Annotated in this window: 9 protein-coding genes and 1 pseudogene; 1 reads left to right on the top strand and 9 read right to left on the bottom strand. The window is 44.2% G+C overall.

Going from position 1 to position 14,394, the window contains the following annotated elements; genetic code table 11:
- From QVA83_RS19385 to lrp, 9 genes and pseudogenes are all read right to left on the bottom strand, one after another.
- Positions 1–234, bottom strand: a pseudogene (locus tag QVA83_RS19385) (SOS response-associated peptidase family protein); the annotation flags it as partial.
- A gap of 144 nt (positions 235–378) precedes the next feature.
- On the bottom strand, positions 379–2,343 hold the full coding sequence (locus QVA83_RS19380; RefSeq protein WP_156078402.1) for an alpha/beta hydrolase family protein: 1,965 nt from the start codon (positions 2,341–2,343) through the stop codon (positions 379–381).
- Positions 2,344–2,408: 65 nt separating this feature from the next.
- Positions 2,409–5,342, bottom strand: a complete 2,934-nt coding sequence (locus QVA83_RS19375; RefSeq protein WP_156078403.1) for a TonB-dependent receptor plug domain-containing protein — start codon at positions 5,340–5,342, stop codon at positions 2,409–2,411.
- A gap of 493 nt (positions 5,343–5,835) precedes the next feature.
- Positions 5,836–7,137: a serine--tRNA ligase gene (gene serS / locus QVA83_RS19370; protein WP_014949630.1), complete on the bottom strand. Its 1,302-nt coding sequence runs from the start codon at positions 7,135–7,137 to the stop codon at positions 5,836–5,838.
- Between the two features lie 10 nt (positions 7,138–7,147).
- On the bottom strand, positions 7,148–7,531 hold the full coding sequence (gene crcB, locus QVA83_RS19365; protein WP_014949631.1) for a fluoride efflux transporter CrcB: 384 nt from the start codon (positions 7,529–7,531) through the stop codon (positions 7,148–7,150).
- A 72-nt stretch (positions 7,532–7,603) separates the two neighbouring features.
- Positions 7,604–8,911, bottom strand: a complete 1,308-nt coding sequence (locus tag QVA83_RS19360) for a replication-associated recombination protein A (protein WP_156078404.1) — start codon at positions 8,909–8,911, stop codon at positions 7,604–7,606.
- Complete coding sequence (gene lolA, locus QVA83_RS19355) at positions 8,898–9,722, bottom strand: outer membrane lipoprotein periplasmic chaperone LolA (protein WP_049588670.1); 825 nt, start codon at positions 9,720–9,722, stop codon at positions 8,898–8,900. The genes QVA83_RS19360 and lolA overlap by 14 nt, the downstream gene beginning before the upstream one ends.
- A 16-nt stretch (positions 9,723–9,738) precedes the next feature.
- The gene (locus QVA83_RS22470; protein WP_353844116.1) at positions 9,739–12,534 is read right to left on the bottom strand and encodes a DNA translocase FtsK; all 2,796 of its coding nucleotides are present in this window, start codon (positions 12,532–12,534) and stop codon (positions 9,739–9,741) included.
- Positions 12,535–12,818: 284 nt separating this feature from the next.
- Positions 12,819–13,304: a leucine-responsive transcriptional regulator Lrp gene (gene lrp / locus QVA83_RS19340; RefSeq protein ID WP_014949635.1), complete on the bottom strand. Its 486-nt coding sequence runs from the start codon at positions 13,302–13,304 to the stop codon at positions 12,819–12,821.
- A gap of 185 nt (positions 13,305–13,489) precedes the next feature.
- On the opposite strand from lrp, the gene ald reads away from it, so the two are divergent.
- Positions 13,490–14,394 (top strand): alanine dehydrogenase (ald, locus tag QVA83_RS19335; protein WP_287498830.1); only part of this gene is annotated, 905 nt, incomplete at its 3' end.

The raw sequence follows: 14,394 nt of genomic DNA, 5'->3' as shown, positions 1-14,394 counted from the left end.
GTTTCCATTAGGTTTTGCGTCAAACCACCACGTTGCATCGATGGTGCTATCACCAGATACAATTAAATTGGTAATTTGTCGTTCTGGCACTTTTCCAAATGCAGGATAAAAGTTAATAACATTGCTTGTGGAAGATTCATTGACAAAAAGCGGAATGGTTTGTGTAAGCCCGACTTCTTCAAGTAGCGCAATAACGTCAGGTGAGTCAGTAATACGCTGTATAAATCCGCACATAAGTCCTCGTATTGAAAAATGCTTCCGCCATTTTAAAATTCTATAGGTTCCATATCTCAAAATATTGCATGGTAAATGAAAAAAAGGAAAAGGGATTCACCCATTTCCTTTTTTTAAAGATAAACTTCAGTTTGTTCAGACTAACTATTTAGCGGTGTGTTTATCAAAAAACTCAATCATTGCAGTCCAACGCTCGACGTTGTTTTCTTCTTTATAGAAACCGTGTGCCTCGCCAGACTTCATCATCCATTCGTACGGTTTATTGCGCTTTTCTAACTCTTCTCGTAACGCAAAAGCATGCTCTTTGGGTACGCGGACATCTTCCTCACCTTGGATGATGAATACAGGTACCTTTATTTTATCGACGTTTTTTACCGGAGATTGGCTATCACCATCAGGCAATACACGATTCAAGTAGTTTATACCAGATTGAGACTCTGGAATGTCGCCTGCAGATTTCATCAGTGCTAGGTCATACACTCCTACAAAACCTACTGTACACTTATATAAGTCAGGTTCTCTAATGACACTTTGGAGGGCGGCATAACCACCATAAGAAGCACCATAAACACACATTCTATTTTGATCAACAATGCCTTGCTCAATTAGATAATTGACGCCGTCGGTCATATCGTCAATCATTAGTGTTCCCCAAGATTTGAAACCTGCTTTCAGAAATTCTAAGCCATAGCCTCCTGAACCTCTGAAATTAGGTTGGAATACAGCATAACCGTGAGCCGCCAACACTTTAGCATCGCTTCTCATTTCAGTAAGTGTATCTTTTAAACCGTGAGGACCACCGTGTGGATGCATTATTAAAGGAAGGTTTTTTGATACACCTACTGGTAAAGTAAGAATGCCCGAAATCTCCTGACCATCTCTTGCCTTATAGGTAACAATTTTAGATTGGGGCATATCAAAATCGTTTAACCATGGTCGCGTATCAGTCAGTTTTGCTAACTGTTTTTTATTTTTATTAAACAGATAATACGCCGTGGGTTGATTAATCCCGCCAACTGCTACAATCATCTTTGAGCCGTCATACGTCGAAGATGTGATAGACACTACACTGCCCTTAAACGCTTGACGTAAACTAGCTAAAATTCGTTGTTCATCAGTGTTTTTAACTTCACTAAAGTAAGTAGCACTGAGGTCTTTATGTTCATATTCCGCGCCTATGACTTCTTGCACTTGCCCTCTAACTTCGTGCAATATAGGCTCCACATCAACCATTTCATGGGCAGCTAAAACAGTGTGCTTTTTAGTATCAATGTTATAAGTTGCGACAGCATCTGTATCAGTTTCAATAGTACTAAGTCCAACTAGCGTTTTATCATCGGCTAAAAATACTAATGGATTGAAAAATGAATCAAATGATTCCGCCTGAAATGCCACTTGCCAGTCGTCGTCTACTGAACTTCGTACCATTAGCGTTACTTGATTATTTTCATTAGGATCTGAGCTCGTCATTGCCAAAGCTTCACCTTTGCTGTTGGTTATGATTCGTAAGCTATCTCCTGTAGATTTATACATACGTAACGGCATTCTACCCAACGATGCTTTTCGCCCATTGCTCACCTTCATTTTATAGAGGTCCAAAAAAGGCTCTTTTGTTGACCCTTGAACGCTAAAAACGACGATGGCATCTGGATCGTCTGGTAAAAAATCTACGACCTGAGAGTATCGGGTATCACCACTTTTAGAGCGGTAGCCAGTGAGGACCACGTTATCACTGCCATCTGCATCCATCGCTAACAACTCTCCAGTCGGGACTGGTTGCTCTAGGGCGCCGACTTCACGCACCATGCTCAGTAAGAGACGTTCATCATTTAACCAGTTAAAACTGCCGACTGACTCTTTTCCCCTTCCTCGAGTGATCGATTGTACTTTTTGCTTTTCAATATCAAGTATCGTAAGGAAAACAACGCCCTCATCATCTCTGGAAGTAGATGCCAGATATTTACCATCTGGGGATATTTTAATTTGTAAATACTGAGAGTGTTTTGCGAAAGCCTCTAAAACAGGCGTTTTCACTTCAGCATTTGTAGAAAAAGAGAAAGCTAGGCTTCCCAGCATAATCGTTTTCACAAGCGATAAACGAGCTTTCATTTATAATTATCTCCATGTAAAAAAGCCCCCTATATTCGGGGGGCTTAAACAATCAAATCACTAGATTAAAAGCTGTAGCGAACATTAGCAAATACGCGACGACCAATAAAATCATATTGAGAAAATAACGCAGCATTACCCAACTCAAATCCGCTCGCAGAAATACGAGGAGGCTCTTCATCAAATAAATTAGCTACACCTACGATGACGTCAAAATCTTCGTAAGCAAATGAGCCAGACACCGCGTGGTAAGTTGTCCACCTCGTTTCGTCAATAAATGTTACTGTCTCATCATTCAGCGTGGTCGTGTTTGTTTCACTACCGTAGTACTCGTAATCATTAGTAGAGTCAAAGTAACTGGCCGTCCACGTTATACTCCAGTCATCTTTACCATAGGTAAGACGAGCTACACCTGTATGCTTAGGAAGACCATTTTCGCCTACTTCGTTGTTGTACGGTGAATCTTCAAATAGTAGGCCGTACTTTTCAATTTGCATTGTATGTTCTACTCGGAATCGAACATTACCCCAATCGAACTCTTCGTCGTAAGTAAAATTATAATCTACACCACGAACACGCTGATATGAGATGTTTACGTATCCACCGTTAACCACATCTATACCATAATCGTTAGTTTCACTATCGTTACGACGCGTAAATAAATTACACAATGGTTCATTTTCAAAATCGATAGAGTCGTAACAGCGATCGACAATATCAGCACCACCAAGGTTGTCTATCTCATTTGAGATCTCGATATTGAAATAATCGATAGAGAAAGCATAAGTATCTTCGGGGCTGGTCAAAACAAGACCGATGCCTTCTGCAACAGAAGTTTCCGCTGAAAGACGCCCTTCACCGCCGCTCGTAATAAGTAAAGCTGAACTGCCGCCCTGATCATAATCAGCAGGAATGCCATCAGCCTGACAATTCGCGAAAACAGTATCGGTAATATTACCCGCTTCAAATTCACTTACATAATCAAGACATGGGTCAACAGATAGCTGACCGCTAAAACCCGTCTGCTCAGCAAGATAAAGCTCATAGAGGGCCGGCGCTCTAAATGAAGTACCACGGCTAGCACGGACACTAACACCATCAACAATAGACCAGTTCATACCTAACTTAAACGTGGTGTCGTTGCCGTAAGTGTCGACATCATTCCAACGACCAGAGGCTGTCAGATCTAGTCTTTCTATGCCGGTTATACCTTCAAGAAGTGGAATTTTTACTTCTGCATAAATAGCTTTGGTTAACTGATCGCCAGCGGTGATGCCACCACCAGATAGCCCCCACGAGTTGCCATTTAACGTGTGCTCTCCAGGCGTATCTTCAATTTCATCTTTCTGGATTTGGAAACCAAACGCAGCGCCAACCTCACCAGCAGGAAGAGAAAAAAGATCCCCCGTCACGTAGCCTTCAAGCGTTTGTTGGTCGTAAGTGGTTTTTCCATTATCTCGTCCGAACAAAAAATCTTCTTGTGCAGGCGTTCTATCACCATAGAGAAAATTAGGATCTGTCCACGGAATATCAACACATGTATTACCGCTAAATTCTGTTACCTCTCCAGAACAACCTACGCCATTAAAGGCATTGCTCTGAGCCATCCACATTGCATCATCGTAGATGATATCCTGACCGTATTTACCGTCATTGTGGCTATATTGATAAGAAAGATCCCAGGTCCAAAAACCGATGTCGCCGGTAGCGCCGATTACGCCTCTAGTGTAATCGACTTCAATTTCAGAACTGAAATGATCGGTTAGTGCTACTGCCATTACACTCCCATCACCGTCAAAACCATCTAAAACATCAGTTGGAAGTCGCGGAATATCGGCCGTCCAAAATTGGCGGTAATCATCAGTTTTTGTTTTACGTTTACTATAAATAAACTCACCGTAAAGAGTTACGCCATCTGATAAGTTATAATCTCCGGTTGCATAAATAGATGCATTCTGTGTTTCTGGTACTACCGTTTGTTGCCCCAGGAATGGATGATTTAAGTCCCACCACCCTTCACTTTCATAATTATCATTGAAAGAAACCGGATACCAACCTTCCGGTGTAGTGAACCCTACATTTGCATCATTAAAACTCTCAAAACCATTGTTTGCAAAAAAGTTGTCGTAGTCATAAGCAGCGTTCAAACCACGGCCATATGCATCATTAACACCACCCGAAAGCCACAGGCCATAACCGGCTTCACTACAATGATAGTCGCCAGTGCGCGGGTCAATTGGGTCGGCACGAGTTCCATCTTGGTTAAATTGAAGACGTTCAGTACAGTTAAAGTAGTCACGGTCTCCACGGCGAAGCATAGACACTTTACGATAGTCAGCGGTTACACGAAACGAGCCTTCAGAGTATTCTTCACCGAATGAAATGTTAACACGACGGTCTTCACCACCAGATTCCATCGGCTGACTAATATCAACGTTGATGGTCTTCTCATCACCTTTTTTAGTGATGATATTAATTACGCCTGCTACCGCATCGGATCCGTATAGCGCTGATGCACCATCTTTCAGTATCTCTACACGCTCAACAGCTGAAAGTGGGATACTATTCAAATCAAATGCAGAAACACCACCACGAGTACCGGCGGGCCCGGCACGACGGCCGTTTAACAATATAAGTGTTCGATTTGGACCAAGGCCGCGAAGACCTACCGTTTCTGCACCTGTACCACCATCAGTAACATAGCCTACGGTAAGTGCCGCAGTGATTTGACTTGAACCAGAAGCAGCGGTGCTTGTACGAAGTAGCTCGCCAAGTGTTTTTAAACCTTCACCTTCGGCGTCCGCAACTGAAATGATGTCTATAGGCGTATCATTAGCAAAAGAGTCTGTGCGGATACGAGAGCCTACCACTGAGATCTGCTCTACTGTGTCAGCGTCTTTTTCTACTGTGTCCTGAGCAGAAACGAAAGGAGCAGCACTTATTCCAAGTGCGACGATTATCCCCTGAGATAATCTATTAAGTGTGTTTCGATTTTCCATATCTATTCCCTGGAAATTTGCTTTCCGGACAAACAGAAACACCCGATGGGTAAGTCCGTTTATCCATGAAGCTTTCTTATGTAGGCAAAATGTAAATGCGACCTATTTTCATTTCTGAAGCTTGGGGAGATTTACATTTCATTAATGTTACGCAATGCGCAACATTAGCCAAAAGTATAAGATATAGCTAAAGGTGTCAATTGTGACATTAGTGACTGAAATATAAGTAATTTACGGGGAAAAACGCTTTTTATTTACATTTAGAAACAACTTTAATGGCACTAATAAATGAACTATAAGATGCTGTTTATACAACAAAATTATTACATGTAAAGATAATTTTGCACAGGCTGTACGCGTCACTGTTTAATAGGTATGGAAGTAACCATTTAAAAAAAAACCCGATACCTCTTCACAAGATATCGGGTTGTTATTAATTAAGTCGCAACTATTAGACTTAAATTAACGTTGTGATTTAAACTGAAAAATAAATTTACACGCTAGTCGCTTTGATAACCTCTTGGCCTGCCATGTAAGGCACAAGCGCCTTTGGAATCGTAACGCTTCCATCTGCCTGCTGATTGTTCTCTAAAATAGCAACAAGCGTACGCCCTACTGCTAAACCAGAACCATTCAATGTGTGAAGAAGTTCTGTTTTATTCGTTTCTGGGTTACGGAATCTAGCCTGCATGCGTCGTGCTTGGAAGTCCAACATGTTTGAACATGAAGAAATTTCACGATAGGTATTTTGCGCAGGTAGCCATACTTCAAGATCGTAGGTTTTACATGCACCAAAGCCCATATCACCAGTACAAAGCAACACTTTGCGGTACGGTAATTCTAGCTTTTGAAGAATAACTTCTGCGTGTCCTGTAAGTGCTTCTAGCGCGTCAAAGCTCTCTTCCGGCTTAACTAACTGTACAAGTTCTACCTTATCGAACTGATGCTGACGAATAAGGCCACGGGTATCACGACCGTACGAACCAGCTTCTGAGCGGAAGCAAGGCGTATGCGCAGTCATTTTCACAGGCAGCGTTTTCGCATCTAATATTTCATCGCGTGCAATATTAGTTAGCGGAACTTCCGCCGTTGGAATTAGGCTAAGCCCCTGTCCTTCTTCAGTTGCTGGCTTGGTGTGAAATAGGTCTTCACCAAATTTAGGCAACTGACCTGTGCCATAAAGGCTGTCAGCGTTAACCAAGTAAGGCACATACATCTCTTGGTAGCCATGTTCTTGTGTATGGGTATCTAGCATGAACTGAGCAATTGCACGATTTAGGCGAGCAATATCGCCGCGCATCACTACAAAGCGGCTTCCCGTAAGCTTACTTGCGGTAGCGAAATCTAAGCCGTTGTTTAAGCCTTCAGCCACATCAACATGATCTTTAACTTCAAAATCAAACGTGCGTGGTTCGCCCCATCGAGAGATCTCAACATTATCATCTTCGTCTTTACCCGCTGGTACAGACTCGTGTGGCAAATTAGGAATGCCTTGCGTAAGGGTGTTAATTTCTTCCAACAGTTCGCTAAGTTCCGCTTTAGCGGCGTCAAGCTCGTCACCAAGCTTACCCACTTCAGCCAATAGCGGTGCAATATCTTCGCCCTGCGCTTTTGCTTTACCAATGGATTTACTTCGTACGTTACGCTCGTTTTGCAGATCCTGTGTTCTGGACTGAAGTGTTTTTCTTTTTTCTTCAAGCGAACTGAAAGCTGCTACATCGAGGTTAAAACCACGGGCAGCTAATCGCTTAGCTGTTTGTTCTATATCGCTTCGCAAACACTTTGGATCTAACATGTGTTTCTAATTATCCTTTCATCAATTGAATGGCTAGCCAACCTGCTATTAGGCAAGCGCCAACGTTAAGAAATACATTTGCTGCGGCTTTAAGCCACAACCCGTTTTCTAATAAAGTTAAGGTTTCAACGGAAAATGTTGAGAATGTAGTAAAGGCACCTAATAGCCCTACACCGATAAGCGCTCGGTAAGGAGAGTCGCTTAAATCATGACGTTCGATAAAACCGTACAGTAATGCGAGTGCAAACGACCCGACCACATTCACCGTTAGTGTACCAAACGGCATGTGTTTTCCAAATAAGGAATCAACACTTGTGGTAACAAAATAGCGTAAACAGGCGCCGGTCGCACCGCCAGCGGCAATAAAACAATACAAAGCTAACCCTTGAGGCACGAAAACTCCCTAGCGCATTTTTTATTAACTAATTCATATAATCTGAACTAGTTGAGTTACTTGTCTGCAACTTTACCTTTTATTGTTACTTCTCGCATTAAGTGAATCGAGAAATTCACGCTTGGCTTTCAAAGCTTTCTCTAAACCGCGTTCATTAGGGTTGTACAAGCGAGTTCCGGTAAGGCTTTCCGGAAAGTAAGACTCACCCGCGGCAAACGCGTTCGGCTCGTTGTGAGCATAGCGGTAACCATCGCCATGACCGAGCTCTTTCATTAGCGACGTAGGCGCATTGCGTAAATGCATGGGAACAGGTGCATCAGAGGTTTTACGCGCCAATGCTTTTGCTTCGTTAAACGCCATATATACCGCGTTACTTTTTGCAGCTAACGCACAATATACCGCAGCTTGAGCAATAGCGCGCTCGCCCTCTGCGGGCCCTACTCGGTGAAACGTGTCCCAGGCATTAATACAGAGCTGCATTGCTCTTGGGTCTGCATTACCAATGTCTTCAGACGCGATAGCAAGTAGACGTCTTCCTACATACAGCGCGTCTCCCCCGCCATCAAGAATTCTTGCGTACCAGTAAAGGGCTGCGTCTGGATCTGAGCCTCTAACAGATTTATGAAACGCGGAGATTAGATCGTAGAAGGTATCGCCTTTATTGTCATAGCTGGCAACTTTCTCCCCCACCGCATGCTCAACATCGCTTATGGTTATCTCACTTGCACTTGTAAAATCGGCAGCTAGTTCCAAATACGTGAGAAGACGGCGGGCATCGCCACCGCTCAAATCTATAAGGGCGTTTCTTGCTGTTTCTTCAATACCAAGAGCTCTGTCACCGAGGCCTTTTTCATTATCGCTTAGCGCTCTGTTCACTAATTGTGAAAGCGCGTCGTGTTCTAGCGTCTTTAAAACGTATACGCGAACACGTGATAACAGGGCTTTATTTAATTCGAACGATGGATTTTCTGTGGTTGCGCCAATAAAGGTAACTACACCAGATTCTACAAATGGGAGAAACGCATCCTGCTGGCTTTTATTAAACCTGTGAACCTCGTCAACAAACAACAGTGTCCGCTGGTTATAACGGGCGTTTTCTTCAGCCGTATCCATAGCGGCTCTGATGTCTTTTACCCCAGAGGTAACCGCAGAAATACGCAATACAGATGCGTTGGTGTATTGAGCAATGAGTTCAGCAAGGGTAGTTTTACCGGTACCGGGCGGCCCCCACAAAATCATAGAATGACAGTGACCCGCCTCTAACATTTTACGTAGAGGCTTACCTTCGCCAAGTAAGTGTTCTTGACCGCTGTACTGCTCTATGGTGACCGGGCGCATTCGCGCCGCGAGGGGCGCGAAATCTTGATTAACGCTGGTCATCAATTATGAAGCTGTCTGGAATATCAACTGAGAACGTATCAGCGGGCACTGGAAAACGCGTTTCAATATTACTGAACACCAAAGTGCTGATTTGCTGTTGCGCATCGAGCATATTAAGCGAAGCGAGTTCACTGTCTTGGTTAAAGGTTAATGTAAGCGTTGCGATTTGGCCGCCCTGTTCCTTAGGCGTGATTTGGTAGCTTTTTGTTACGCTCACACCATTGATGTTGTCTGCCGCGCCATTTTCAGGTGTTACGGCCGATGAACCGCTATTTAATTGACTGATAGAAAACTTTGACCACGTTGCTTCATCTGTCGATGTAAGCAAAACAATAGGGTTATCTTTAATCGCATTGTCTTGAGATAGGACTGTTACCTGCTCTACGAAGGTATCCACATTCCAAACCGCTTCGCCATCGGCAACCAAAAGGGTTTCATCAGGAAACGTTGTTTCCCAGCGAAGCTTATTAGGGCGGGTCATGGTCAGCGTGCCTTGTGCTTCGTGAACGACATTTTGCTGTGCATCGACTACTGTCTGCGCAAAGCTTGCACGAAACTGCTTCATATTGCTTAACAAAGCCTGCAGTGAAGTACTCGCAGAATCTTTGATAAGCGATGAAGTTTTAGGCTGACTAGTGTTTACTGTGGCATTAGCCTGAATAGCGTCATGAGCACTGACAACCTCGTGAGCATTGTTCTTGCCTATATTTGAACCTGTTGTATCTAATTCTACCGCAGCGTTAGCAGCAGTCATTGCTGTACCTGCCGTTACCAATGCACTCACAAAATAAACCGAAACTGCTTTATTCATTTATTCAATCCATTCGTTATTCTTTGTGGGGCGGCGGTGCAAGAACCTCACGGTTCCCGTTATGCCCCTGTGCACTTACGACACCACTCATTTCCATTTGTTCAACCAAGCGCGCGGCCCGATTGTAACCAATTCTAAACTTACGCTGCACACTCGACACACTAGCTCGACGTGTTTCGGTGACAAACGCCACGGCTTCATCATAGAAGGCATCAAATTCTTGATCCTCACCCTCAGGCTGTTCGCCTGGCAGTAAGACTTCAGCCGTCGCTTCGCCATTCAGGATCTCATCAATGTATTCAGGCTCACCACGTTTCTGCCAGTCTGCAACTACAGCATGTACTTCGTGATCATCCACAAATGCACCGTGAACACGGGTTGGCACAGGGCTACCAGGAGGCAGATAAAGCATGTCACCCATCCCTAGCAAAGTTTCTGCGCCTTGTTGGTCTAGAATTGTTCTTGAGTCTATTTTACTAGAAACTTGGAATGCACAACGGGTTGGAATGTTGGCCTTGATCAGACCTGTAATAACATCTACAGATGGACGCTGTGTGGCAAGGATTAGATGGATGCCCGCAGCACGTGCTTTCTGTGCGATACGTGCGATAAGCTCTTCTACTTTTTTGCCCACTATCATCATCATGTCGGCAAATTCATCGACCACTACCACGATAGCAGGAAGCTTGGCTAAGTCAGGCGCTTCAGCATCCATACTTTCTTCATTCTTCCACAGTGGGTCCTTTATTGGTGTGCCATTAGCAATAGCTTCTTCTACTTTCGCGTTATAGCCCTTTAGGTTACGCACGCCAAGAGCGCTCATTAGACGATAACGACGCTCCATCTCACCCACGCACCAACGAAGGGCATTGGCGGCTTCTTTCATGTCGGTAACCACTTCAGCAAGCAAGTGAGGTATGCCTTCATAAACGGAAAGCTCAAGCATTTTCGGGTCAATCATGATCATGCGAACATCTTCTGGCGTGCTCTTATAAAGCAAACTAAGAATCATAACGTTCACACCTACAGATTTACCTGAACCTGTAGTACCCGCAACCAAAAGGTGAGGCATTTTGGCTAAATCGACCACCACTGGCTGACCTGAAATATCAGCGCCCAACACCATGGTTAATGGTGATTTATTAGACTGAAAAGTATCGCAGCTAATAACTTCGCTCAGCCGCACCATTTCACGTTTTTTATTCGGCAGTTCTAAGCCAATTACTGACTTACCCGGAATAACTTCCACTACACGCACCGAGATAGCTGACATAGCGCGGGCTAAGTCTTTCGACAGCCCTGAGATCTTGCTCACTTTTACCCCAGGTGCTAAATCAAGCTCAAACCGGGTAATAACAGGGCCTGGGAACACGCCAACCACCGTCGCTTCAATGTTAAAGTCAGCCAGTTTTTCCTCTACCAAACGAGAAATACCTTCAATCTCTTCTGGCGTAAGCGGGTTTTCATGTTTGTCGGCACGTTCAAGTAAATCAAAGGACGGCATAGGTGGTAAATCAGGATCTAACTCACCTGCCCTCGCCTTCACGGGTTTGGCACCTAGTGCAGCAGGCGTAAATGCTTGGTTAGCACCTTGACTCGCTCCCTGAGTTTCAACAGTTTGCGACTGTAGCGTTTCCGTATTTGGTTCGCTACCTTCAACAGATGGCGCGCTGTTATTTGCAGAAGTTATTGGCTTGCTTCCAGTTTCGTAAGGCAAGTCTTCATCAAACTCTTCTAAGTCGTCGAAGTTAATATGCGGACTTTGCTGCGCTTGGTGTTTATGCTCATGTTGACTGCTATCATCTTCTGACTGAGCTGAGTCATCTTGGCTCGATTTACCCAAACCCACTTTGTCTTTAAAGCTACCAGTAACCGCACTACGCATACCTGACAATGAGAACGACGACTTTTTCGTCTCAGCTGCATCTACATCTGTACTTGATGTCGCATCGTCTTCCTCGGCGTTGACAGTATCGTTGGGATTAGATTGAACAGACTTATCTCCGTCATAGGTATAAAACGGCGGTTCATCATCTACATCGTCAATGCCAAAGGTAGGCTCACTGCGTGATGGCGTAGTTTTCTGTGTCTGTGATGGTTTTGTCTGTGCAGTAGAAGCCAAAGGTTCAGCGCGCATACTAGTAATATCTAGCTCTGCACCTTCGTCGCCACTTTGATTAGACGATTTGTTAGCTAGGGCTAGTCGCGGCATTTCGAATGCTAACAAACTCTGAGGCGCTGAAAGAGTCTTGCGTCCTAACCACAGCGTACCTTCACCTAACCTGTCGATAATAGTGAGCCAGCTAATACCCGTTAGTAAGGTAAAGCCCGTACAGAAGAAACAAAGAAGTAGCAAAATTGTGCCAGCGGTATTGAAGTAAGGCACTAGCGCTGAACTAATTACGTCGCCAACAAATCCGCCGGCTGAAAAGTTGTAAATGTCGTCAAAATTTATACTGGCGATGCCCGTTGCACCGAGGGCCATCAAAAGCCCACCGATAATTCTTAATCCAATAGTAAGGTAATCGAATTCATCGAGTTCTTTAATGTGTTGGAATAGAAACCACCCTAAGAAGGCGGAGCCGAAAGGCAGCAAATACGCTAAAAAACCAAATGAGAATAGCAGAAGATCAGCGACCCATGCCCCTGTTGCTCCAACCCAGTTGTGAACGTCGAGTTGTAATCCAGCCTGACTCCAACCTGGGTCTCCGGGATGAAAAGATGCTAGTGCCAGCAATAAGAAGAAGGCGAAAACACAGGCGATAATCATACCTGCTTCCCACACTCGCTGAACCCCTGTTAATCGCGCCATAACCCTAAAAAACCTTCAATTTCCATCGCATGTATTACCGCAGATAGCTTTTTACGCTATGCGGTAACCGCAGTACTAACCGCAACAAAGAGCTTAGCGAACTCTTTGCTATTCCTACATAATTATTATTGATTTACTCTCTGGTAAGTTACTGAGCGCACAACTGAATTAATACACCCATCCCCTACCCTGTGCTTTAGCGTGCTGTTAATCCTTTGGTAAAACACAAACACTGTATTTTTGCACAGCCTACCACAAAACCACGCTATTGAGCCACGCTTTCATTACTTCAAATTAATGCGCAGCGACGATGTACTTTTTACTTCTTCCATCACAACGTACGTCCGCGACTCACTTACTCCGGGCAAGCGCAATAAAGTATCACCTAATAATTTCCTATAACTTCCCATATCTGCAACGCGTGCTTTAAGGAGGAAGTCAAAATCTCCGGACACCAGGTGACATTCTTGTATATCGTCATGCAGTTTTACTGCAGCAGAAAATTCTGCAAAGATATCTACCGATGTTTTCGTTAACGTAATCTCTACGAACACAAGCATAGCTGCGCCGAGCTTTTCTGGGTCAACGACAGCATGATATCCTTTTATGTAGCCCTGAGCCTCCAGCCTCTTAACTCTCTCAAGACAAGGGCTGGGGCTTAATCCCACTTCTTTAGCAAGTTCGACGTTTGATATACGCCCGTTTTTCTGTAACTGTACCAGGATATTCCTGTCTATTCGGTCTAGGTGTTTTGGTGTCTTTACCAGCATATAAAATATCTTAAAAGCATCTTTTAGGAGAATTATATGCTACAAACGCCCATTCTTCAGCAGATAGTTCGTTTTTTTATCACGTATACTCCGCAAATATGTTCACGTGCTTCAAAGCCGAACACTATTAATCAAAAGTTCAACCAGAGCCGCTTAGAAGCTCACTATAAGATTGAGGACTATACATGTTAGTTGGTGTACCAAAAGAAATTAAGAACCACGAATACCGTGTTGGCTTGACGCCAGCAGCTGTAAAAGAGTTTGTTAGCCACGGTCACAGCGTTTTAGTAGAAACGAACGCAGGTGAAGCAATAGGTTTCACTAACGAAATGTATGTCGAAGCAGGCGCAGCCATTGCATCAACGGCTGAGCAAGTGTTTGCTGAAGCAGAAATGATCGTAAAAGTTAAAGAGCCTCAGCCTAACGAGTGTAAAATGCTTCGTAAAGGCCAGACACTATACACCTACCTACATTTAGCGCCTGATCCTACGCAAACAAAGCTGCTTGTTGAGTCTGGTGCAACTTGTATCGCATATGAAACAGTGACTGACGACCGCGGTGGGCTTCCACTACTAGCACCAATGAGTGAAGTAGCTGGCCGTATGTCGGTTCAAGCTGGCGCGCACTACCTTGAAAAAGCACACGGCGGTAGCGGTACACTTCTTGGTGGCGTTCCGGGTGTAGCACCAGGTAAAGTACTGGTTATCGGTGGTGGTGTTGTTGGTACTAACGCAGCAAAAATGGCACTAGGCCTTGGTGCTGACGTTACTATTCTTGACCGCTCGCTTCCTCGTCTTCGTCAAATCGATGATATCTTTAACGGACAAGTAAAAACGGTTTACTCTACCGTTGACGCTATCGAGCACTACTCTTCAAAAGCTGACCTTGTTGTTGGTGCGGTACTAATTCCTGGTGCAGCAGCTCCGAAGCTTCTTACTCGCGAACAAATTAAGGCAATGAAACCTGGTTCAGTGCTTGTCGATGTTGCTATCGACCAAGGTGGATGCTTTGAAACATCGAAAGCGACCACACACCAAGACCCTGTTTATGTTGTTGACGATGTAGTTCACTACTGTGTTGCAAACATGCC

This window comes from Alteromonas sp. AO-Serp, from assembly GCF_017849675.1.
In the GTDB taxonomy this organism is placed as follows: domain Bacteria; phylum Pseudomonadota; class Gammaproteobacteria; order Enterobacterales; family Alteromonadaceae; genus Alteromonas; species Alteromonas macleodii.
This window is presented reverse-complemented; position numbering and strand designations above follow the sequence as displayed.

What these genes read in the sequence shown, in the direction of transcription:
- QVA83_RS19360 (WP_156078404.1), bottom strand. Translation starts at nt 8,911, where the DNA reads ATGACCAGCGTTAATCAAGATTTCGCGCCCCTCGCGGCGCGAATGCGC.
- lolA (WP_049588670.1), bottom strand. Translation starts at nt 9,722, where the DNA reads ATGAATAAAGCAGTTTCGGTTTATTTTGTGAGTGCATTGGTAACGGCA.
- QVA83_RS19380 (WP_156078402.1), bottom strand. Translation starts at nt 2,343, where the DNA reads ATGAAAGCTCGTTTATCGCTTGTGAAAACGATTATGCTGGGAAGCCTA.
- QVA83_RS22470 (WP_353844116.1), bottom strand. Translation starts at nt 12,534, where the DNA reads ATGGCGCGATTAACAGGGGTTCAGCGAGTGTGGGAAGCAGGTATGATT.
- lrp (WP_014949635.1), bottom strand. Translation starts at nt 13,304, where the DNA reads ATGCTGGTAAAGACACCAAAACACCTAGACCGAATAGACAGGAATATC.
- QVA83_RS19375 (WP_156078403.1), bottom strand. Translation starts at nt 5,342, where the DNA reads ATGGAAAATCGAAACACACTTAATAGATTATCTCAGGGGATAATCGTC.
- serS (WP_014949630.1), bottom strand. Translation starts at nt 7,137, where the DNA reads ATGTTAGATCCAAAGTGTTTGCGAAGCGATATAGAACAAACAGCTAAG.